18 protein-coding genes are annotated in these 21975 nt (G+C 63.5%); 5 read left to right on the top strand and 13 right to left on the bottom strand.

Annotation, left to right across the window (positions count from 1 at the left end):
- The first annotated feature begins 10 nt into the window (after positions 1-10).
- From OVA07_RS18765 to OVA07_RS18755, 3 genes are read left to right on the top strand one after another with little or no spacing between them, the layout of a single operon-like run.
- On the top strand, positions 11-1756 hold the full coding sequence (locus tag OVA07_RS18765; protein WP_268173216.1) for an FAD-dependent oxidoreductase: 1746 nt from the start codon (positions 11-13) through the stop codon (positions 1754-1756).
- Entirely contained in the window at positions 1753-2163 is a 411-nt protein-coding gene (locus OVA07_RS18760) for a c-type cytochrome (protein WP_268173215.1), read from the top strand. Before OVA07_RS18765 ends, OVA07_RS18760 begins: the two co-directional genes overlap by 4 nt.
- Entirely contained in the window at positions 2160-2936 is a 777-nt protein-coding gene (locus tag OVA07_RS18755) for an SDR family NAD(P)-dependent oxidoreductase (protein WP_268173214.1), read from the top strand. The genes OVA07_RS18760 and OVA07_RS18755 overlap by 4 nt, the downstream gene beginning before the upstream one ends.
- Here OVA07_RS18755 and OVA07_RS18750 read toward each other — a convergent pair.
- The 13 genes from OVA07_RS18750 to OVA07_RS18690 form a co-directional block, all read right to left on the bottom strand.
- On the bottom strand, positions 2925-3956 hold the full coding sequence (locus OVA07_RS18750; RefSeq protein WP_268173213.1) for a LacI family DNA-binding transcriptional regulator: 1032 nt from the start codon (positions 3954-3956) through the stop codon (positions 2925-2927). The two genes, OVA07_RS18755 and OVA07_RS18750, sit on opposite strands and share 12 nt — an antisense overlap.
- A 42-nt stretch (positions 3957-3998) precedes the next feature.
- On the bottom strand, positions 3999-4838 hold the full coding sequence (locus OVA07_RS18745; protein ID WP_326493141.1) for an alpha/beta hydrolase: 840 nt from the start codon (positions 4836-4838) through the stop codon (positions 3999-4001).
- A complete protein-coding gene (locus tag OVA07_RS18740; RefSeq protein ID WP_268173212.1) occupies positions 4835-5293 on the bottom strand; it encodes a hypothetical protein in 459 nt (152 codons plus the stop codon). Before OVA07_RS18740 ends, OVA07_RS18745 begins: the two co-directional genes overlap by 4 nt.
- Positions 5294-5468: 175 nt before the next feature.
- Positions 5469-6302 carry a fumarylacetoacetate hydrolase family protein gene (locus tag OVA07_RS18735; protein WP_268173211.1) on the bottom strand — a complete coding sequence of 278 codons (834 nt, stop codon included), beginning with the start codon at positions 6300-6302 and terminating at the stop codon, positions 5469-5471.
- 82 nt (positions 6303-6384) lie between these two features.
- Positions 6385-7293: a VOC family protein gene (locus OVA07_RS18730; protein ID WP_268173210.1), complete on the bottom strand. Its 909-nt coding sequence runs from the start codon at positions 7291-7293 to the stop codon at positions 6385-6387.
- Positions 7290-7718, bottom strand: a complete 429-nt coding sequence (locus tag OVA07_RS18725; protein ID WP_268173209.1) for a GlcG/HbpS family heme-binding protein — start codon at positions 7716-7718, stop codon at positions 7290-7292. Before OVA07_RS18725 ends, OVA07_RS18730 begins: the two co-directional genes overlap by 4 nt.
- Positions 7715-9211: a bifunctional 3-(3-hydroxy-phenyl)propionate/3-hydroxycinnamic acid hydroxylase gene (locus tag OVA07_RS18720; protein ID WP_268173208.1), complete on the bottom strand. Its 1497-nt coding sequence runs from the start codon at positions 9209-9211 to the stop codon at positions 7715-7717. The genes OVA07_RS18725 and OVA07_RS18720 overlap by 4 nt, the downstream gene beginning before the upstream one ends.
- 14 nt (positions 9212-9225) lie before the next feature.
- On the bottom strand, positions 9226-10443 hold the full coding sequence (locus tag OVA07_RS18715; protein WP_268173207.1) for an amidohydrolase family protein: 1218 nt from the start codon (positions 10441-10443) through the stop codon (positions 9226-9228).
- A 109-nt stretch (positions 10444-10552) separates the two neighbouring features.
- Entirely contained in the window at positions 10553-11443 is an 891-nt protein-coding gene (locus OVA07_RS18710) for a LysR family transcriptional regulator (protein WP_268173206.1), read from the bottom strand.
- A gap of 15 nt (positions 11444-11458) precedes the next feature.
- Complete coding sequence (locus tag OVA07_RS18705) at positions 11459-14851, bottom strand: glycosyl hydrolase (RefSeq protein ID WP_268173205.1); 3393 nt, start codon at positions 14849-14851, stop codon at positions 11459-11461.
- A gap of 70 nt (positions 14852-14921) precedes the next feature.
- Positions 14922-16211 carry an L-rhamnose catabolism isomerase gene (gene rhaI / locus OVA07_RS18700; RefSeq protein ID WP_268173204.1) on the bottom strand — a complete coding sequence of 430 codons (1290 nt, stop codon included), beginning with the start codon at positions 16209-16211 and terminating at the stop codon, positions 14922-14924.
- Positions 16208-17131, bottom strand: coding sequence for an alpha/beta hydrolase (locus tag OVA07_RS18695; protein ID WP_268173203.1), 924 nt, complete (start codon positions 17129-17131; stop codon positions 16208-16210). Before OVA07_RS18695 ends, rhaI begins: the two co-directional genes overlap by 4 nt.
- A gap of 22 nt (positions 17132-17153) precedes the next feature.
- Positions 17154-19265 carry a bifunctional rhamnulose-1-phosphate aldolase/short-chain dehydrogenase gene (locus OVA07_RS18690; protein ID WP_268173202.1) on the bottom strand — a complete coding sequence of 704 codons (2112 nt, stop codon included), beginning with the start codon at positions 19263-19265 and terminating at the stop codon, positions 17154-17156.
- 124 nt (positions 19266-19389) lie between these two features.
- Here OVA07_RS18690 and OVA07_RS18685 point away from each other — a divergent pair, with 124 nt between their 5' ends.
- Both OVA07_RS18685 and lldD read left to right on the top strand, forming a co-directional pair.
- Positions 19390-20820, top strand: coding sequence for an FGGY-family carbohydrate kinase (locus tag OVA07_RS18685; protein ID WP_268173201.1), 1431 nt, complete (start codon positions 19390-19392; stop codon positions 20818-20820).
- Positions 20817-21962 carry an FMN-dependent L-lactate dehydrogenase LldD gene (gene lldD, locus OVA07_RS18680; protein WP_268173200.1) on the top strand — a complete coding sequence of 382 codons (1146 nt, stop codon included), beginning with the start codon at positions 20817-20819 and terminating at the stop codon, positions 21960-21962. The genes OVA07_RS18685 and lldD overlap by 4 nt, the downstream gene beginning before the upstream one ends.
- Positions 21963-21975: the final 13 nt, after the last annotated feature.

Genomic DNA, 21975 nt, shown 5'->3' with positions numbered 1-21975 from the left:
GAGAGATTTCATGTCCGACAAGACCAATATGGTCGGTCGCCGCCAGATACTGGCCGGCGCCGGGATGGCGGCTGCCGCCGCTGCCACCAGCGGCATGGCCCGCGCAGCTGATACTTCCGCCGTTGCTCCCACCGCCGGCTGGGACCATGAATGCGACGTTCTTTGCGTCGGCAGCGGCGCGGCGGCAGGCTCTGCGGCAGTCACCGCGCTGGCCTCTGGCGCAAAAGTGCTTATGGTCGAAAAAATGCCGATCCTTGGCGGCACCACTGCCAAATCGGGCGGCGTTACGTGGATTTTCAACCACTTCATCTTCCGCGAACAGGGGATTGAGGACAAGAAGGAAGACGCCCTTCGCTATACCGTACGCTATGGCTATCCGCGTCAATACAACCCCAACAGCCCCACGCTGGGGCTGGACGAAAACCGCTATCGCGTGGCCGAAGCGTTCTATGACCACGGCTCTGCCGCGATCGACCACTTGCGCGAACTGGGCGCGGTGCAGTTCAAGCAGTTCCGCCTGTTTCAGGTGGACAAGCCAGCGCCTGACTATGCCGACCACCTGCCAGAGAACAAGGCCCCCACTGGCCGTGCGCTGGAACCGGCAGTCGGCTCCGGCTCATCGCAGGGCGGCGGCAGCCTTGCCAGCCAGATGCACGCCTATCTCAAGGCCGAGGGCGTGCCGATCCTGACGCGCACCCGCGTTACCCGGCTGATAAAGGACGCATCGGGCCGCGTGATCGGCGCCGAAGCCACGCAGGGCGACAAGACCCTGCGCATCAAGGCAAACAAGGGCGTCGTCTTCGGCACTGGCGGTTACAGCCACAATGTCCAGCTTTGCGACATGCACCAGCCCGCTGTCTATGGTTCTTGCTCGCTGCCCGGATCGACCGGCGATTTCATTCCCATAGCGCAGGAAGCGGGCGCGATGATGGGCAACATGGGCCTTGGCTGGCGCACGCAGGTCGTGCTGGGCGAAGCGCTGAAGACGCGCGGCATCGGCCTTGGCGCGTTTGTGTTGCCAGGGGACTCGATGATCCTCGTCAACAAGTATGGCAAGCGCGTGGTCAACGAAAAGCGCGATTACAACGACCGCACGCAGGCGCATTTCCATTACGATCCTGCGCATGAGGAATACCCCAACCACCTGATGTTCATGCTGTTCGACCAGCGCAGCATTGATGCATTCGGCGGCGCTTTCCCCTTCCCGGTGAACAAGGCCGAACAGCCGCACCTGATCGAAGGCGCGACGTGGGACGAAGTGTTCGCAAAAATCGACGCGCAACTGGCCAGTTGTCAGGACCGCACCGGCGGCGTGCGCCTTGCGCCTGAATTCGCCACCAATACCAAACAGGCCATCACCAATTTCAACGCCTATGCCAAAAAGGGCGTCGATCCCGAATTCGGGCGCGGCAAGTATCTTTATGACCGCGAATGGCACCTGCTGTTCTCGGCCCGGCGCACCGGCACGACGCAACCCGAAAACCCCTATCCCAACAACACCATGCACCCCTTTGCCGCCAAAGGCCCCTACTACGCCGTGGTCCTTGCCCCCGGCACGCTTGACACGGCAGGCGGCCCCCAGGTCAACGCCAATGCACAGGTTCTGGCCGCCAATGGCCAGCCTATCCCCGGCTTGTACGCTGCGGGCAACTGCATCGCCGCGCCCACGGGCCAGGCCTATCTGGGCGCGGGCGGCACCATCGGCCCAGCTGTCACCTTTGGCTATATCGCAGGCAAACATGCGGTGCGCGCGTGACCGGTAAAGCAGTCCTTGCAGGCGCAGCGCTGCTTGCCGCTGCCTGTTCGGCGCAGGCCGAAGCGCCCCCCGCCATAACCAGTGCCATGTCCTATCAGGCCGAAATCGTCCCCCTGCTGGAAAGCAACTGCGCCACCTGCCACCTGACCGGTGAAGAGGCGGGTGGCATGTCGCTGGTGGGCGATGCCGCCATCGGCTTTCTTGTCGGCCAGCCATCGCAGGAAGCGCCCGCGCTGATCCGCGTGGTGCCGGGCAATCCTGACAAGAGCTATCTGGTGATGAAGCTGGAGGGCACACATATCAACCACGGCGGGTCAGGCGCGCAAATGCCGTTCGGCGCGCCGCCGCTCGCTCCCGAACAGATCGCCAAAGTGCGGCAGTGGATTGCGCAAGGAGCCAAGCCTTGAACCCTGACCTGATGAACCTTTCCGGCAAAGTCGCCATCGTTACCGGTGCAGGCGTGGGCATGGGCGCGGCCACCGCCCGCCTGCTGGCCGCGCGCGGGGCCAGCGTGGTGGTGTCCGACATCAACCCCGATACCGCCACCGCAACGGCAGAACTGATCCGCAGCGCAGGCGGCAAAGCCCATGCCGTGCGCACCGACGTTGCCGACGAAGCACAGGTCGAAGCGCTGGTGGCGCAAACGGTCGCCACCTTTGGCCGCCTTGATTGCGCGGTCAACAACGCCGCGATCACGCCCGACAACCTGCCCATCCACGAAGCCGACATGGCCGTGTTCGACCGCGTGCTGAATGTCGATCTGCGTTCGGTCATGCTGTGCATGAAGTATGAAATCCGCCAGATCCTGTCGCAGGGCAGCTCCGGCTCCATCGTCAACATCGGCTCGGTCAGCTCGGTCCGCCCACAGCCCAACAACGCCGCCTATGTCGCCGCAAAGCACGGCGTCATCGGCCTGACCAAGACCGGCAGCCTTGAATATGCCGGGCGCGGCATCCGCGTGAACGCAGTCATGCCCGGCGCCATCGACACGCCGATGCTGCGCGGCGCATTGGAAACCACCGGCAACACCGAAGCCGATTTCGCCCCCGCGCTCAGCCTGTTCAACCGTTTTGGCAAGCCTGAAGAAGTGGCCGAAGCCAGCGCATGGCTGTGTTCCGATGCCGCCAGCTATGTCACCGGGCACAGCCTTGCGGTCGAAGGCGGTTACCTAACGCGATAGGGCCACAAAAGCGTCGGTGCCTTCCTCCTCCAGACACACCGCCCGCACGCCCGATGTCGATCCCCGCACGATCAGTTCGTGATGGAATATGGGGATCGGCCCATCGCGCCCCAACGCCGCGTCCACCGCCGCTGTCGCAATCGCGCCGATGGGCTGATCCACCGTGGTCAGCGGCGGAAACACCTGCCGACTTTCGGGCGAATTGTCGAACCCGGCAATCGCCACGTCATCGGGCACGCTCAGACCAAGGCTTTGCGCCATGGCCAGCGCGCCCAGCGCGGTCAGATCATTCCCGCAGAAGATCGCGGTGGGCCGGTCTGCCAGCGCCATCAGATCACGCATCGCCCGCGCCCCGCCCGAAAAGCTGAAATCCGTGCGTACCACCAGCGCCGGATCAGGCACCATTCCCGCCGCTGCCAGCGCATCACCATGGCCCAGCCGCCGGTCGTCCGAAGGGCTGGCCTCTCCCGGCGGGGCCAGCATGGCAATGCGCCTGTGCCCCAGCGCGATCAGGTGTTCCACCACCCCGCGCGCCGCATCGCGCCCCTGCACCCGCACCGGAATACCCGGTGCGTCGCTTGCCGCCGCAATCCGCGCGAACGGCAGGCCAAGCTGCTCCAGCCGGTCCAGCAACCGCGCATTGTTTGACAGCGGCGGCGCCACCACAATGGCATCGGGATTGCACGAAAGCCGCAGCGCAGCCTCGGCCAGCAGATCGTCGCTATCGTCAAAACTTTCGACAATGGCGTGGTATCCGCGCCGCGCGCAGGCCCGGCTTACTTCCATGACCAGCGTGGCAAAATAACTGCCCACCAGACGCGGCACCAGCAGCGCCACGATATAGGACCGTCCGCTGGCAAGCTGCCGCGCGGCCAGCGCCGGACGATAGTCCAGTTCCTCCATCGCCGCCAGAATGCGCGCCTTCAACTTCGGGCGCACGGTATCGGCCCCGGCCAGAACCTTCGATACCGTTTTAATCGAAACCCCGGCGTGGGCGGCAACGTCGACAATGGTGCTCATCGCCCTCACGACAGGGCTTTCACGCGCCCAATGTCAAGGCCATCACCCCACGCAATCGCGCACAAAGTCCACGATTTCGTCGGTCAGCCGCCTGTCCGCAGTGCCGATATGCATGGCCATCGAATAATGGTTGTGCCCGCTGGCATAGTGGGCGCGCGGCAGAACGCCGTGGCGCTGCACCCGTTCGTTCAAAAGCCCGGCAAATTCCTGCTGGAACCGTGCAGGATCGAACTGCGCGCCCGCCACAAACAACGGCACCGTGGTTTCCACCACGGCATCACGCGGCATCCGCGCCGGATAATCGGCATTCGGCCCGTAATAGACCTCATCCCGCTCATCCAGCGGGGTGTATCCATAAAGCCCCGACAGCAGCACCGCGCCGCGCACCGGCAAATCGCCCTGCAATTGTAAGGCCGTGGCAATATGCACCGCGCCTGCCGATGTCCCCACCACCACAATCCGCGCCGGATCGCCGTCAAATTCCGCTGCATGGGCGCGCAGCCATTCCACGGCGGCACACACATCCTCGCCGCCTTCGGGCCAGCGCGCTTGTGGCAACAGCCGGTAATTCATCGCCGCACCAAGGAACCCCGCCTCGGCCATGGCGCGCGCCACCGCAGCATTCGCCCACGATCCGCCATCCCCCTTGTCGCCCATGCGAAACCCGCCGCCATGGATAAACAGCACCACCGGCAATCCGGAACCATCGCCTGTGCGATACAGGTCCAGCCGATGCCGCGGGTCCGGACCATAGACGCAATCGGCGGCCAGCACCGGCACACGCGCGGCCAGCACCTGTTGTTCTGCATCGAACAGCGCGCGACAAGCTTCGACCACGTGCGGCCCCATGGCCGTGCCCATTTGTGCGATAGTCTGCGTCACAGCAGTCCCTTTCCACCGCCATAAAGGCGCATGAGCGCGCGGTGCGTAATCGCGAAGCCCAGCGCCCCGCCATAAACCAGCTTCAGCGCAAACGCCGCCGTCCAGCCCATCGCGCTCCACGGCCCCAGCAGGCATATTGCCGCCATCACCACGGCGCTCAACACGCCCAAAACCACCATCCGCGCCACTTGCGCCAAAATTGCGCCCGTTGTCGGCAATACCAGAGCGCCGCCACTGCGCAGCGCCTTGCGCACCAGCAACGATGGCACCAATGCCGCCATCAGTGAAATCGCCCCACCCTGCGGCAGAAAATCCAGCGCAAACCCATCAGGATCGGCAAAGGTCAACACGCGGTTTTGCGCGCCAAACACCACCAGAAAGAACGCCGCGCTCAACACCACGTTGATGCCGGTGCTGACCAGCCTTTCACGCTTCAAAACCGCGCCGAAATCCATCCCGCATCCTCTCTGGTTTATTGCCGGTTGCCATATCGCGCTATGGTTCTTCCCTACGCACCCGTTCATGTAGAGCGAAGTCGAGACACCGCAGCGCAGGAGTTGGCTCAAAACCGGTTTGAAGGCGCGGCCCCCCAGCCTTTCGGCGTCCAACCGCGCCTTCACCGATCCCGGATCAGATTTCGTCGATCACCGGGTTGGTCAGCTTGCCGATCACGCCGACAGACACTTCGCAAACGTCGCCCGCCTTCATGTAAAGCGGCGGATTACGCTTGTCGCCAACGCCGCCGGGCGTGCCAGTGACGATCACATCGCCCGGTGCCAAAGGCGTGAAGGTGGAACAATATTCGATGATGAAGGCCACATCCCAGATCAGATCGCTGATCGGCTGATCCTGCACCACCTGTCCGTTCAACCGGGTCTGCACGCGCTGGCTGGAAAGATCGCCCACCGCATCGGGCGTGACCAGCGTCGGGCCAAAAGCGCCAGTGCCTGGAAAGGTCTTGCCCGGCGTGAACTGAATGTTGTGGCGCTGCCAATCGCGCACCGAACCATCGTTGAACACCGAATACCCCGCGACATGCTCCAGCGCCTTTTCACGCGGAATGCGGCGGCCGCCCTTGCCGATCACCACGGCCAGTTCGCCTTCATAATCGAACCGCACCGATTCCTTTGGCCGCACCAGCGGTTCGCCATCGGCAATCAGGCTGTCGGCATACCGGGTGAAGATCGCCGGGAATTCCTTCTGCTCGCGCCCGGTTTCGGCAACGTGCGTGGCATAGTTCAGACCGACGCAGAGGATCTTGTCCGGGTTGGGCACCAGTGGCAGCAGACGCACATCGGCGCGGGCGAAGCTGGCCGTGGGCGTCAGCGCGGACAGATCACCGTCCAGCACGTCCTTCAGCCATGCGGGCGCGCCTTGTGCGCCAAGGTCATGCACGGTGTCGCCATCAAGACGGCCAAAGCTGGGCTTGCCGTCAGGGCGGCGAAAACTGATGTATTGGGTCATTCTCTTTTCTCCCCGTGGCCGTGCCGCGCTGCGTCCGCTCATCAAAAGCGCTGCGGACGCCGCGCCGACAAAGGCCCGTCGATCAAATTGCAAGGTCTTGAGCGTCCCAGTCACGGCGGCAGCGGAACCGTTCCTCTGCGACGCGCAAACCGTCGAAATCCTTGTCCGAAACGCCCCATTGGTCGATGCGCTGTTCGGGCCAGGTCCAGTCGTCCGGCTTGCCCGCTTCATAATCGGCGGGCACCTTTTCCACTGCTGTAGAATATTCGATCACCGGGCCGAATGGCGCGATGTAATACGCGTAAACATTGTCGCCCGGACCATGGCGGCCCGGCCCCCACGCCGGCGCAAAGCCGTTGTCGCGCATCCAGCCAATGCCGCGCATCACGGTGTCCAGATCGTCCATTTCAAACGCCACATGGTTCAGGCTGGAAAAGCCCGCGCGGGCAAAGGCGGTGGAATGGTGACTGTCGTTGCAACGGACAAAGACCATGCCCTTGGTGCGGTCGGACACGCGGAAATTCAGCACGTCTTCCACCGCATGGCCCATCAATTCAGCATCGGCAGCGTTGAACACCACATGCGTCAGCTTGACCGGGCGCACGCGCTTGCTGGCCTTGGCAAAACCTTCGATCGGCGCAACTTCGTTGGTGCCTGCCAGAAAACGCAGGATGGTACCTTCAGGCAATTCCACCAGCAATCCAGCGCCATCGCCCGGATCGGTTGATATTACTGGTTTCGCCGCCCAACCGTTTTCCGCCACGCGCGCGGTAATCCCGGCCAATTCCTCGTCCGAACAGACGAACGTGGTGGACCGCACGAACTCCTCGTCCGACTGTTCGAACGCCATCAGATAGGAAAACGTGCCCGACCCGCGCAGGTAATGCGTGGTCCCGCGCACTTCTGCCGGGGCAAGGCCCCAGATGTCCACCATGAACGCTGCCGCCCCTGCGGGATCGGGCAGGGCCAATTCGATGCTGCGCAGCTTCACTTTGCATTCTCCACGTTGAATCCTGCAGTACGGATGCCCGCCAGCGCGCATTCTTCATCACAATCGCCAGTATCGCCGCTGATCCCCACCGCGCCGATTACGCTGCCGCCATCGCGGATCAGCACGCCGCCGGGCGAAAAGGCAATCTGGCCGCCAACCACAGCGGTCACGCTCTGGAAAAATGCCGGATTGCCCTTGGCGCGTTCGGCAATCACACGGGTATCGTCACCCATGCCCAGCGCGCCCACAGCCTTGGCGCGGGCAATGTCATGGCGGAACATGGTTGCGCCATCTTCGCGGGCAAAAGCCACCGGATGGCCGCCCGCGTCCAGCACGATCACCGCCAGCGGCTTTGCACCGCGGGCGCGGGCATCGGCCAACGCTGCGCTCACAATGGTCTGTGCGGCAGAGAGGTTCAGGCTCAAGCAGCAATCTCCAGCTTTTGCGTCAGCAGCGCGTCGCGCGCCGCAATCAGATCGGCAGCATGCCCGCTGCCAAACACGTAATGGTCCGGACGCACCAGCACGGCATCCACCCCGCGCGCGTCCAGCCAGCCCAGTACCGCGCCATTGTCGGGCAGGTCCGCTGCCGCAATAGCGCCATCAGCCACCGCCCCGCGCACGAACAGGCGCCAGCCTTGCCCGGTCAGGTCGTCCAGCTTGCGCCCATCGGTCAGGATAGGCTGAATGAATCGCCCCCCTGCCCCCGGCGTGCCCGGCGCGATAAATCCGCTGGCAATCGCGGGGATCAGATCCGCCGCTGTCTCACCCTGCTTCTGCGCCGATTGTTCACGAATGGCCGCATCGCGCGCCGCCGCCTTGGCCGGATCAAGCTCGCAGATATAGCGCCCTGCGCCCACCGCCGCGCCGATCACGCCTCGCACATGCGGATCGCGTTCGGGCTGATAGGTGGTCAGGATTGCCTCGTCCGCGCCATCATTGACAATGGCCGCCATCTTCCACGCAAGGTTCGCCACATCGCGCAGGCCATGGCACATGCCCTGCCCAAAGAACGGCGGAGTCTGGTGCGCGGCATCGCCCGCCAGAAACACCCGGCCCACCTGCCAGCGTTCGGCGACAAGGCCATGGAAGCGATAGGTCGCGGCACGGGTAATCTGGTGCGGAATATCCTTCATCCACGCCCCCACCAGCGCGGCGACATTCTCTTCGCGCATCATCTCGGCATCGTCTTCACCAGGCAGCAGCATGAATTCCCAGCGGCGATGGTTGCGGCGGCCGGGCACGATGGTCGCCGGGCGGTTGGGGTCGCACATCATCACCGACAGGCGTTGCAGATCGGCCCCTTCGGGCACGCCGGTCAGCGTCGGGAAGGTCACCGGGCCTTCAACTTCGGCATCGACCACAAGCCACGGTTCCTCGAAATCGAGGTCGTCCAGCTTCACGTCCAGAAACTTGCGCACCGGGCTGCGCGAACCGTCCGCCGCGATCACCCAGCGGACGTTCAGGTGCTGTTCGGTGCCGTTCAGGTCATACCGGACAGTAACCCCGTTATCGTCCTGTTCCAGCGCGGAAAATTCGGCTCCCAGCAGCAATTTTATGCCGCTGTTGTCGGCAAATGCGTCGCGCAGGTGCGCTTCGAATTCGGGCTGATAAAAGAAGTAATCGTTGCCCCAGCCAAACGGACGCGGCTTGCCCACAGTGCCCATATAGCGGATCACGCCATGGTCCGCGCCGATGTGCAGGTGCCCGTCGGTGGCCACCATGTCCGGCTCCACCCGGTCGATCACGCCCGCGCTCTGGAACAGGCGCATCATTTCGTGGTCAAGGTGGACGGCGCGCGGCAGTGGGTAGTGGTCCAGTTCCTTTTCCAGAACCACCACCGAAAGACCCTGCTTTGCCAACAGGTTGGCCGCCATGGCCCCCACCGGCCCGCAACCGATGATCGCAACATCAGCCATCTGATTTTCCGGCATTATGCGACGTCCTTGTAGATCGCGCCGTCCTTCATAATCAGGGCCAGCTTGCCCTTGTCCTGAAGCACGGCCACGTCCTGCGTCGGATCGCCATCGACCAGCAGCAGGTCGGCCAGAAAACCTTCGCGCACCAGCCCTACGTCCAGCGCCATCAGCTCACCACCCAGCTTGGTCGCGGCGGTCAGCGCCTCTGCCGGGGTATAGCCGAAATGATCGACGAAAATTTCAAGGTCGCGCGCATTGCGGCCATTGGGATTAAATGGAAATCCGTAGTCTCCGCCGATCAGGATGCGCACCCCGCGCGCCTTCAGCGCAGGCACCAGCTTGCTTTCCAGCGCCATGCGTTCAGCCGCGCTTTTCTTCATGTGGCTCATGTCGATATGCGGCGGCGGGGTGGCTTCTAGCGCGGCGATGGAAACGCCGGGCGACGGAGCATAGAACGTGGCGTCCTTGGCCGCCACCATCGCATCAGCCGCCGCAGCGTCGGCATAAGATGCGTGGTAGATGATGCGCGCGCCTGCTTTCAGCGCCAGTTCAATGGCCTTGGGGTAATAGGCATGGGTAGCGATCCACAGACCCGCATCCTTTGCCGCCGCGCCCGCCGCTTCCATTTCCTCGTCGGTATAAAGCACATCGCCCGCCGAACCGGGCTTCAGTGCGTCTTCGCCCGAAACCACCAGTTTCAGCGAACCGATGCCCTGATCCTTGCAATAGGCCACGAACTTGCGGATCGCGTCCGGCCCGCGCCCGTTGAACACATCGCCGGTTTCAACGCCTTCGGCTCCTTCCGGGCTGCGTTCCAGCGTGGATGGCACAAGCCGCGGCCCTGGCGTTTCGCCTGCGTTGATGGCGGCGGCCAGTTCAACCTCGATACCATCGCCCAGCGCGCCTGCGGAATAGGCACTGGTAAAGCCGTGATCCAGCAGGACACGGGCGTTGCGCCATGCGGCAACTTTCAGCTCTTCGGACGGCAGGATGAACTGGTGATAGATCTTTTCGACCGACGAACCCCACGTCAGGTGCGCGTGCGATTCCACCATGCCCGGCATCAGCGTGCGCCCGCCTGCATCAATCACGCGGTCGGCGGCTTCGCCCACCAGCGCGTCCGCGCCAAAGGCCACGGCGGCAATGCGGTTGCCATCGATCAGAACCGCGCCGTCTTTCAGCGCGCTGCCGGTGCCGTCAAAAATACGAGCGTGGCGGATCAGTGTCCGCATGACCATTCTCCCGATCTGGCCCGCTACGGGCCTTCATGTCCGGCAATCGATATCGATGGGTCTTGGGGGAAAGAAAAGCATTCTTTCCTTATGTATCCATAGCGAAGTTCTATGGATTGACCGCCAATTGTTCGATCAGCCGCCGGGCCATGGGCGAGAGCATCCGCTCCTTGTGGCGGCGAATACCGACGCAGCGGTCAAACCCGGCTTCTTCCAGCGCAATGGCCCGCAAGACCCCGATGGACAGTTCTGCCGACGATACTTCGCGCGGCAGGATGGTGACGCGCGCGGTGCTGCGCACGATCGCCTTGGTGGTCAGCAGCGAATCGCAGCGCACCACATTGCGCGGCGTGGCAAGGCCCGCCGAAATGAACAGCGCATCCACCTGCCGCCGGAACGCGCCCTGTGCTTCGGGCAAGACCCATGGCATTTGGGCCGCATCGCGCAATGCCATGCGATCAGGCAGGTCATCGTGCAAACGCCCCACGATCAGCGTGAACGGATCGCGCGTGAAGGTGGCTTCCACCAGATCGACCGGCGGTTCTTCAATCTCGGTCGTGACGAAGGCCAGTTCGATTTCGCCGTTGCGCAGCATATCGTTCAACGTGCCGTCGGGACGTTCGATCACATGCAGCGCGGTGGCCGCGCCTTGCGCATCCATGGCCTGCACCGCCAGCGGCAGCAGGCTGACCAGCGCGCCTGGTGTGCCGCCCACCCGCAGCGGTCCCCACGCGCCCTTGCTGACATTATCGATTTCGGTCTGGGCGTCGCGCATCAGATTGTGCAGCATCTGCGCTCGCACTTTCAACGCTTCCCCTTCCGCCGTCAGCACGATGCCGGTGCGCGAGCGTTCGAACAATCGCGCGCCGAGCCGCTTTTCCAGCGCGGCAATCGCGCTGGAAACCGACGGTTGCGAGATATTGAGCATGCGCGCAGCGCCGCTGATCGTCCCGGCCTCGCAGACCCGGTGAAACGTCATCAATCCGCGTGGGTCGATCATGCGGCGCTGGTTAGCTCAGTTCCCTGCGCCCAGCAACTGCACTGGTCCTATCAGGCCCGATGGCCGCAGCGGGGCGGTGGCGGAATAGGTCGGAATAGCGGTCCATGTCACCTTGGCCGCGCCATCCTGAGCATCACCGATCAGACGGTTGACCCACAGGTTTGCCACCTTCACCTCGATGGTGTTGGTCCCCTGCTTTACCGCGCCGGCAATGTTGACGCGATAGGGCTTGGCCCACGCATAACCGGCGTGCTTGCCGTTGACCGATACTTCGGCAATTTCACCCACCTGCCCCAGATCGATCCAGAGTGGCTGGCCGGGCTTCACGCCCTTTGGCAGGGTAAAGCTGGACGTGTAGGTCGCAAGGCCGGAGAAGTACTTCACCCCGGCATCGGCAGAATCGGTCAGCGATGCCAGCTTTGGCAGGTTGATTGAAGCAGGCGCGCCGCGACCGGGCTGGAACGCCACTTTCCATGCACCCTTCAGCGTGGCGACTGGGACGGGGGCCAGCTTCTTGATCGCCATGGCATCGGCCTTGGCCGGTTTGCGGAACACCACGAAGACCGAATCTTCAGGCTCCAACGTCAGCGGCACCACCGTCTGGCCATTTTCGATGCGATAGGACACGGCCTCAACCTCGCCGGTATCGGCATGCCACAGTTCCGGCTGCTTTCCGGTCACGCGGAAGCGCGCTTCCAGCGTTTCGGATGCATCTTTGCGGTTGTTCACAAACCACGCATCGCCATCAGCCAATGCGCGGTGGACGAACAGCACTTCGCCATCGGCAGACTTGCCGCCCAGCACCAGATCGGGCGCAACACCCGCGCCAGCCAGCGCGGCGTCGATGTCGGACGAGGCGATTACCTGCCCCGCGCCCAGCCTGGTCGTGGCCGAACCGCTCCACAGTTTTGCCACCAGCGCGGCAAATTCTGCCGGATCATCGTTCAATGCGGGCGAGCTTACAGGGGCCTTGCCCACAACGGTCGCGCCCGCTTCCACCAGCGCGGCGAGGCGACGCAGGGTGGGCAGGGTCATCCGCTGGGTGGAACCGCCAAGCTGGATCGCCTTGTAACGCGCACCGCCCTTGGCCACCACTTCGCCGCCTTCAACCTTTACCGCATCGAACAGCGCATCGCGGTTGATGAAGTCATAGGCGTGGACGGTGGGTGCATCGGCAATGCGCTTGCGCCCGTACAGCGCGGTCAGCGGGCCTTCCTCGCCATAGAAATAGGCGACATCCGCCACGTTGCGGCCCGCCTGCAACAGCAGCGAAGACCGCGCCATATAATCCACCCATGGCCGCGCCAGTTCGGCCCATGCTTCATGGCGGTTGAAGAATTGGCCGAAGATCATCAACGACATGCCGGGCACCTTGTCATCCACCGGCTGATGGACCGAGGTGTGGACCACCGGGCGATTGACGCCGCTGGCAAATTCCAGATCGATGATGCGGCGCAGTTCATTGGGCGCATAGGCCCATGGTGCCAGCGCCGAGGTCATCGATTCCGCCGCGACAAGGTTCTGGCCATAGATGTGCGCGGTGGAGGCCGCGCCCTTCATGTCAGCCACATAGCTGGGGTTCGGCCCCGCCTTGCGCCCATACGTCCACAGTGCGGCCATCGGCACGTCGGCATGGGAACGCATGGCGATGTCGTCCCCCAGCGACGGGCGGTTGTCTTCCAGCGCCTCGCCATAGACCTTCAGACCATGTTCGTGCGCCACCTCGGCCACCACGCCATAATGTTCGGACGACATCAGATCGGCCAGCGTCTGGCGGTAATCACGCAGGAAGCGGTCGGACTGTTCGCGCGTGCCGATCAGCACACCTGCCAGTGCGGGCATATAAGGCGTGGGGTCATAACCGCGCAGGCGCTTGAACTGTTCCACCATTTTCGGGGTCCAGTTGGCCGCGCCCACTTCGATGGAATCGGTCAGGATTGCGCGGACGCCGCGCTTGCCGACCAGTTCGGGACCGGCAGCATCCTTGTACATGCCGATGTAGTGTTCCAGATACCGACGCACCGCGTCGCCATCGAACTTGTCCACCTCAAGGCCCGTGGCTTCGGGCGGTGCAGGATGGTTGGTGGTGCCCAGCAGGCTGGCGCCAAGGCGGATGATGCGCCAGTTGCCCTTGGGCGCGGTCCAATCGAGCGTGCCGTCGGACTTCATCTTGCCCGTCAGATCGATGACCTTCGCCGGATCAACGCCCACAGCGGCGGCATCGGGCGCACCCAGCGCATAGTAATCGGGCACGACCGCGAAACCGGCCTTGCTTTCGAACTGGTCTACCGTGGCTTCGGAGGACAGGCGGAACTGCTTTACGTCGAACGGAGCCTTGGCCGCCGCCGCCATCATTTCAAGGAAGCCGCCAGCAGGCGCAAGGCCGGGCATGGGATCGCCCATGTTTGATCCGTTGAACGGCAGCGGGACCAGCACCAGACGGAAATGCCTTGCGGTGACCGGGGCGAACGCAATGGTCGAAGGGGCAGCGGTCACCGGGAAGGTGCCCACAGCGCGCCATGCCTGCCCGTCATCGCTCGCTTCCAGCCGCATGTCGACCGTGGGGCCAGAGAACGTGCCCTTGGCGCCGGGGATGGATACCGTGGCCGAACGCACGGTCTGCGCTTTGGCATAGCTGGCGATCACCGTGGTCGGCGCATCGGCGCTGCCGCGCGGCAGGGTAACGCCCGATTGCAGGCTGGCATCGGACAGGGCGACGGCGTCAAGCGCCTTGCCGCCCACGCTATAGGCCGGGACCGGATCGGCGGCGGCCAGATCGGGCACGGCAAAGACCGCAATGTCACCATAATGTTCGGGTGCGTGGAAGCCATGTTCGCCCACGACACCCGCCAGCGGATCGAAATGGGGCATGTCAAGGAACGGGCCGGTATTGACCGGCGGCATGGCCAGCTTGCCAGTAAAGCGCTTGCCCCCCTTCAGGCGGGTTTCGCTCCACACCACCTTCTTTAGCCCGTCTTCGGCCTTGACCCACGGACCGCCGGTTTCAGACCAGCCTGGCGATGCCGCGATGGCGAGTTCAAGGCCATGCTTGTCCGCCTCGGTTGCGGCAAAGCGGAAGGCGTCCTTCCATTCAGGCGTCATATAGACCAGCCGCTTGTCCACGATCTGCGGCGTATCCAACCCCGCATCGAAGTTTTGCAACCCGCCAATGCCGACGCGCTTCATCCACGCCATATCCTTGGCAATGCCATCCTTGGTGACATTGCCGTTCATCCAGTGCCACCACACACGCGGGCGCGCTTCCATTGGCGGATTTTCGAACTGCTGTTCCAGCGTGGCGTCGGCAGCGCGGGCAGCCGGTGCCGCTTCATCGGCAAAGGCGGCGGGAGTGAGCAACGTGGTGCTGGCAAGGATAGATACGACCGAAAGGCCCCGGCGAAGGTTCATGCTGCTCAACTCCCAATGATTGGATATGTCAGTTATTTGTTTTTATTTGATTTTCTGTTTCAGACGAGCGTCAGACAATTCCGGCACCCAGCCCCACGGCCTTGCGTTCCTGCGCCTTGCGGTCGCGGTATTGGCTCAGGCGGTAGGCTTCGAGAACGTCGATTGCCCCGCCTGCTTCGGCGCGCGCCTTGGCCAGAATAGGCGCGACATCGACGTTGTAGGCACGGCGCAGGGCCTGAAACGCCATCATCGTGTCGTTGGCGTCCTGCGCACCATGCAGCGCGGCGCGGTCCACCAGCTGCGCCTTGGCGAAGCACTGGGTGATGGTTTCGGCGCTGGACAGCATCGATTCAATCGGATCGGTCACGTTGTGCGACTGGTCGATCATGTAGCTGGGGTTGAAGCCATCTCGCGGATTGAGTTCAGCCTCGACCAGTTCGTTGAACACCAGGAACAACTGGTGCGGGTTGATCGAGCCTGAATCCAGATCGTCGTCGCCATACTTGCTGTCGTTGAAATGGAAGCCGCCCAGCTTGCCAAAGCGATGCAGGCGCGCCACGATCTGTTCGATGTTCACGTTGGGCGCGTGGTGGCCCAGATCTACAAGGCACTTGGCCTTGGGGCCGAGTTCCTGCGCGGCGAGGATCGACGAACCCCAGTCGCTGATAACCGTGGAATAAAACGCCGGTTCGAACATCTTGTGTTCCAGCAGCATCCGCCAATCGTCCGGCAGCGCGGCATAGATTTTGGCAGCCCCTTCCAGATAGCGGTCGAGGCTGCGGCCCAAGTCCTGCTGGCCGGGGAAGTTGGTGCCATCGCCCACCCACACCGTCAGATCGGTCGAACCAAGCTGCTGGCCGATTTCGATGCATTCGATGTTGTGGTCCACCGCTTGGCTGCGCGTGGCGGCATCCTGCGCCGAAAGCGAGCCATTGGCATACGTGTGGGCCTGCCCCACCTGATCCTGAAACGTGTTCGAATTCACCGCATCCCAGCCAAGGCCAAGGGCATCGGCTTCTTCACGCAGCGCCTTGAAATCGCTGACCTTATCCCATGGAAAGTGGGGCGAAACGCGCGGGGTTACGCGGGACAGCTGCTGGATGACGGCGCAGTCTTCCAGCTTTTCATGGATATTGGTCGGCTCGCCCGGAATGGGGAACTTGGCAAAGCGCGTGCCGCCCCGCCCTGCGCCCCACGAAGGCACCGCTACCGAAAAGCCCGCAACACGGTCCTTGATCGCGTCGATATCAATCCCGGTGCGCGAAAGCTTGCGCCCCAGCGCAGCGTAATCTTCTTCCATCGCCTCGGCATGGACAGCGTTGCGTTCGGCAATGAGGTCGGCGGAAATCGGAAGGGTCATTTGCTGTCCTTTCGCGTGAGGAAGCCCTGCATTTTGAGCCACGCGGTGAATTGATCGATCAAAAGGGTGGTGGTGGTGCCGGGCACGCCAAGGCCAAAGCCGTGGTCGCCGGTCTGATAGCCGTGGATTTCCACCGGACGCTTGGCTTCAAGATAGGCCTGCGCAATGGGGAAGCCCTTGTTGGGGAACAGGCTGTCATTCAGAGCGATGGCGTTGAACATCGGCGGCGCATCGGCGCTGACCGGTTCTGCATCCTGCGGGCCATAGATATAGCCAAGGAACGCCGGGCGCGATGGCGTATCGGCATCAAGCCCCACCCGGCGCGTGGTCATCGCGCCAGCGGAAAAGCCCATCATGCCAACGCGCGCGGGATCGATGCCATACCTGGCCGCATTGGCGCGCACCCATGCGATTGCCGTCTTTCCATCAGCAGGCGCCATCGATTTGCCCAGCAGTTCGCCGGTCATCGGATGGCCGACTTCCTTCATCAGCGCCTGCCCCATGAACTTGCCCGCTTCGGCTTCATCCTTGGGCGTGGGGTTCAGGCGGTATTTCAGGACGAAAGCAGCGATGCCCCGGTCCGCCAGCGCGCGGGCCACGGCCCAGCCTTCGTGGTCCATGGCCAGCAGCATGAACGCCCCGCCCGGCGCAACCACCACCGCCGCGCCCGTGGCCTTGGCCGGATCGGGCAGGACCGGGGTGATCGTGGGCCGGGTGACATTGCGCACGGCAAGGCTGGTGCCACCGAACTTCACCCAGTTTTCACTCGCTCCGCTGCCCGGCGTCTTGTCGCCATAAAGAGGGATCGCGTCTGCTTCAGCCGGTGCAGCCACCGGAACCGATGCCGGCGGGCCGCCCTGCGCAAAGGCAGGAGCGGCCACCATCAGGGCAATCGCGGCAAACAGTGCTGTCTTTTTCATTGTTATCCTCTCCCGTTTCGGATCAGCGGGTAAAGGCCTGCGCATTCCCCGCATCAACGTTAATCATGTTGCCGGTGGACTTTGCCGACATGTCCGAGCCAAGGAAATAGACAGCTTCGGCAATATCTTCGGGCAGCACATCGCGCTTCAGCATGGAACGCTGGCGGTAGTGTTCTTCCAGTTCCTTGCCGCTGTCGATGCCGTGGGCACCGGCGCGTTCCTTGCGCCAGTCGCCGTCCCAGATTTTGCTGCCCTTGATGACCGCATCGGGGTTGACCGTGTTGACGCGAATGCCGAACGGCGCACCTTCCAGCGCAAGGCAGCGCGCCAGATGGTTCGCTGCCGCCTTGGCCGAAGCATAAGCGCTGGCATTGGTGGCAGCGGCAACGCCGTTCTTCGATCCGATGAACACGACGGATGAACCGCCCTGATCCTTCATCCGCTTCATCAGCGGCCATGCCGAACGCGCGGTAAGGAAATAGCCCTGCGCCAGCACGTCATAATTGCGGCTCCACAGTTCGACCGTGGTTTCCTCGATCGGAGCGGACGATGCGATGCCTGCGTTGGCGACCAGAATGTCCAGCCCGCCGAATTCGCGCGCGGCCACATCGAATGCGGCCTGCACCTGGGCTTCATCGGTCACATCGCACACGGCGGCGCGCACCACATCCTTGCCGAACTGCTTGGCAAAGCCCGCGCGCACTTCTTCCACCGCATCGCCTGCACGATCCGCCAGAACCACGCAGGCCCCTTCGCGCAGCAGGCGGGCGGCCGATGCCGCGCCAATGCCGCCAGCGCCGCCGGTGACCAGCGCGATCTTGCCGACCAGCGGCTTGGGCGCAGGCATACGCTGCAGCTTTGCCTCTTCCAGCAGCCAGTATTCGATGTCGAACGCTTCCTGTTCGTCCAGCGCGATGTAATCGCCAATCGCCTGCGCGCCGCGCATCACGTTGATGGCGTTGCCATAGAACTCACCGGCGAGACGCGCGGTGGTCTTGTCGGTAGCAAAGGTGATGCGACCAACGCCGGGCACCAGCACGACAACCGGGTTGGAATCGCGCATTGCCGGGCTGTTGGCGCGCTTGCAGCGTTCGTAATAGGCGGCATAAAGATCGCGATAGTCGGCAATTTTCTGCGCCAGATAGGCGTCATCCTGAAGCCGCGTCGGGTCCAGCGTCAGCGGCGCGATCTTGGTGCGCAGGAAGTGGTCGGGGCAGGAGGTGCCCAGCGACGCCAGCCGTTCGAAATCGACGCTGCCCACAAATTCCAGCGCTTCGGCATCGTCCGAAAAGTGGCCCAGCTTGGTGCGCGCGCCGGTCATGAAACCGCGCAGGCGGGGCATCAGGTCAGCCGCAATGGCAGCGCGATCCGGGTTGGGCGCAACCGCCTGACCGCCAAAGGCAGGCTTGTCAGCCAGCTTTGCATTCAGATAATTCGCAGCGTCCGCAATCAGTTCTACCGTGTGTTCGTAACAGGCCTTCGCGCTGTCGGCCCAGCAGATGATCCCGTGACCCGCCAGCATCACGCCTTCGACCTGGGGATTTGCGGCAACGTAATCGCGCAGCATCACGCCCAGCGTGTAACCGGGACGCTTCCACGGCAGCCAGCCAATCTTGCCGCCCCAGATTTCCTGCGTCGCCGCTTCACCGCCCGACGATGCGGCCAGCGCGATGATCGCATCGGGGTGAACGTGATCGACATGGGCAAACGGCAGCAGCGAATGCAGCGGCGTGTCGATGCTGGCAGCGCGACCGTTCAGGTTGAACGTGCAGTGCGGCAGGAAGCCGACCATCTTGTCGTCATCGTCAGGCCCCGCATAGTGCGCCTCAAGGCCCAGCAGCTTGGCCTGATAGAGCGTGGCAAAGCCGTCCAGCTTCATCGAACCGATGTCGCCACCCGAACCCTTCACCCACAGCACTTCGGTCTTTTCACCGGTCAGCGGGTCAATCTCTTCCAGCTTGGCAGAGGTATTGCCGCCGCCAAAATTGGTCACGGTCAAGTCGCTGCCCAGCAGATTGGAACGATAAAGCAGCAGTTCCGCCGGGCTGAGCGTTGCGGCAACCGATTCGTCCCACCGGCTCGTCGGCACGGCAAACGGCAAGGCAGCAGCGGAAATCAAGGTCTGGGCGTTCATGGCATCCCTTTGGATCAACACGTCGGCATTGCGCCGTTCGGAGAGCGTGCTAACATTTTTACTGGAAACGATCAATAATGATTGTTATTGAGCATTTCACAAAATTGAGGAACGGGAGAGTGGCGTGCCCAAAGGCACCGATCCAGTAGGCAGCACAATTGTCATCGATCTGGGCAAGACTCTCAGCAAGGTCAGCCTGTGGAATCTGGATGGCCGCATGGTTGACCGGCAGGTCCGCCCCAACGTGCCGGTCGAAGTCGCAGGCGCGCGCAGGCTGGATGCGCAGGACGTGGGCAAATGGTTGCTGGAAACCATTGCCAGCTATGCCAGCCATCCTGTCCGTACGATCGTTCCGGTTGGCCACGGCGCGGGCGTGGTGGCACTGGTGGATGGCAAGCTGGCCTTTCCGCCGCTGGATTACGAACAGGCCATTCCCGATGCGGTCATGGCGCAATATCGCGCGCAGCGTGATGCCTTTGCCCTTACCGGATCGCCCGCCCTGCCCGACGGGCTGAACTTCGGCAGTCAGATCTGGTGGATGCAGCAGCTTCACGCCGATGCCATGAAGCGCGCCACGCTGCTGCCATGGGCGCAATACTGGGCATGGCTGCTGACCGGCAACGCGGTAAGCGAAGTGACCAGCCTTGGCTGCCATTCCGACCTGTGGTGCCCCCAAACCGCCGACTTTTCGCCCATGGCGCATCGGCTTGGCTGGGCAGAACAGTTCGCCCCAATGGTGCGGGCGGGCGATGTGGTGGGCACGCTGCGCCCTGAAATCGCCGCGCAGACCGGGCTGTCGCCCGATGTGCAGGTTCTGGCAGGCCTGCATGATTCGAACGCCGCCCTGCTGGCCGCGCGCGGCTTTGCCGAAATTGCCGACAACGAAGCCACGGTGCTGTCCACTGGCACATGGTTCATCGCCATGCGCCTGCCCGCAACGCCCGTCGACACCACGGACCTGCCAGAAGCACGCGACTGTCTGGTCAATGTCGACGTGCATGGCCGCCCGGTGCCATCGGCCCGCTTCATGGGCGGGCGCGAGATTGAAACGCTGATCGAAATTGACACCCGCCGCGTGGACATCAAGCCCGATCAGCCCGCGCTGCTGGCCGCCGTGCCAGAAGTGCTGGCCAATAACCGCCTGATCCTGCCCACGCTGATGCGGGGCTTCGGACCGTTTGCGCAGGGCCGGTTTGACTGGGTCAACCGCCCGGACGACTGGTTCGAACGCCGCGCCGCGGCCTGCCTCTATGCCGCGCTGGTGGCCGATACTGCGCTCGACCTGATCGGATCGTCAGGTCGCCTGCTGGTGGAAGGCCGCTTTGCCGAAGCCGAAGTGTTCGTCCGCGCGCTGGCGTCGCTGCGCCCCGATACCGCCGTTTACACCGCCAATGCCCACAACGACGTGTCGTTCGGCGCGCTGCGACTGATCGATCCCACCTTGCGCCCACAGGGGGAACTGGTGCGGGTGGAACCGCTGGACGCGGACCTTGATACCTATCGCAACCGCTGGAAGGCGGAAGTGGACGCCGCTGCCTTAGGAACCGCTGCATGATCGCCGCCTCGATCCCCGATTTCCGCGAACTGGCCCGCCGCCGCCTGCCGCACTTCCTGTTCGAATATATCGACGGCGGCTCCTATGCCGAAACCACGCTGCGGCGGAATGTCGATGACCTGCGCGACATCGCCCTGCGCCAGCGGGTGCTGCGCGATGTTTCGGGGCTGGACCTGTCGACCGACCTGTTCGGCCAGACATACAGCCTCCCCGTTGCCCTCGCCCCCATCGGCCTTGCGGGCATGAACGCGCGGCGCGGCGAATGTCAGGCGGTGCGCGCAGCAGAAGCGGCGGGCGTGCCGTTCACGCTTTCCACCGTATCGGCCTGTTCGCTGGGCGAAGTGGCAAAGGCGGCCAGCAAACCCTTCTGGTTCCAGCTTTACATGACCCGCGACCGGGGCTTCATGCGCGAACTGTTGCAAGAAGCCGTGGAACTGAACTGCTCCACCCTGGTCTTCACCGTCGACATGCCGGTGCCCGGCAGCCGGTATCGCGATTACCATTCCGGCCTTGCCGGTGCGGCGGGCATGAAGGGCGCCATCCGCCGCGCCATGCAGGGCGCGATGAAGCCCGCGTGGGCATGGGACGTGGGGCTGATGGGCCGCCCCCACGCGCTGGGCAACGTCGCGCGCAAGCTGGAAGGCAAGACCGGCATCGAAGACTTCTTTGCGTGGATGCGAAACAACTTCGACAGCTCGATTTCGTGGCGCGATCTCGATTTCATCCGCTCCGAATGGAAAGGCCCGCTGGTCATCAAGGGCCTGCTCGATGCCGAAGACGCGGTGGAAGCGGCCAATCTTGGCGCGGACGGCATTGTCGTGTCCAACCATGGCGGGCGTCAGTTGGATGGCGTGCCTTCCACCGCGCGCGCCCTGCCCGCCATTGCCGATGCGGTGGGTGACCGCATGACCGTGCTGGCCGATGGCGGTGTGCGGTCCGGCCTTGATGTGGTGCGGCTGCTGGCGCTGGGCGCAAAGGGCGTGCTGCTGGGCCGGGCGTGGGTCTTCGCCCTTGCCGCGCAGGGACAGGCGGGCGTCGAACACATGCTGCGCCTGATCGAAGCGGAAATGCGCGTCGCCATGACGCTGACTGGCGTGAAGAAAATCAGCGAGATCGACCGCTCGATTCTCGTAAAACCATAACCAAAAGGGACAG

This window comes from Novosphingobium sp. SL115 (assembly GCF_026672515.1).
Lineage (GTDB): Bacteria > Pseudomonadota > Alphaproteobacteria > Sphingomonadales > Sphingomonadaceae > Novosphingobium.
The sequence above is the reverse complement of the archived record's forward strand: the minus strand, read 5'-3'. Positions and strand labels throughout refer to the sequence as shown.

Coding starts and splice junctions, on each gene's coding strand:
- OVA07_RS18765 (WP_268173216.1), top strand. CDS start 11: ATGTCCGACAAGACCAATATGGTCGGTCGCCGCCAGATACTGGCCGGC.
- OVA07_RS18750 (WP_268173213.1), bottom strand. CDS start 3,956: ATGAGCACCATTGTCGACGTTGCCGCCCACGCCGGGGTTTCGATTAAA.
- OVA07_RS18740 (WP_268173212.1), bottom strand. CDS start 5,293: ATGGATTTCGGCGCGGTTTTGAAGCGTGAAAGGCTGGTCAGCACCGGC.
- OVA07_RS18735 (WP_268173211.1), bottom strand. CDS start 6,302: ATGACCCAATACATCAGTTTTCGCCGCCCTGACGGCAAGCCCAGCTTT.
- OVA07_RS18720 (WP_268173208.1), bottom strand. CDS start 9,211: ATGGCTGATGTTGCGATCATCGGTTGCGGGCCGGTGGGGGCCATGGCG.
- OVA07_RS18715 (WP_268173207.1), bottom strand. CDS start 10,443: ATGCGGACACTGATCCGCCACGCTCGTATTTTTGACGGCACCGGCAGC.
- OVA07_RS18710 (WP_268173206.1), bottom strand. CDS start 11,443: ATGATCGACCCACGCGGATTGATGACGTTTCACCGGGTCTGCGAGGCC.
- OVA07_RS18705 (WP_268173205.1), bottom strand. CDS start 14,851: ATGAACCTTCGCCGGGGCCTTTCGGTCGTATCTATCCTTGCCAGCACC.
- rhaI (WP_268173204.1), bottom strand. CDS start 16,211: ATGACCCTTCCGATTTCCGCCGACCTCATTGCCGAACGCAACGCTGTC.
- OVA07_RS18695 (WP_268173203.1), bottom strand. CDS start 17,131: ATGAAAAAGACAGCACTGTTTGCCGCGATTGCCCTGATGGTGGCCGCT.
- OVA07_RS18690 (WP_268173202.1), bottom strand. CDS start 19,265: ATGAACGCCCAGACCTTGATTTCCGCTGCTGCCTTGCCGTTTGCCGTG.
- lldD (WP_268173200.1), top strand. CDS start 20,817: ATGATCGCCGCCTCGATCCCCGATTTCCGCGAACTGGCCCGCCGCCGC.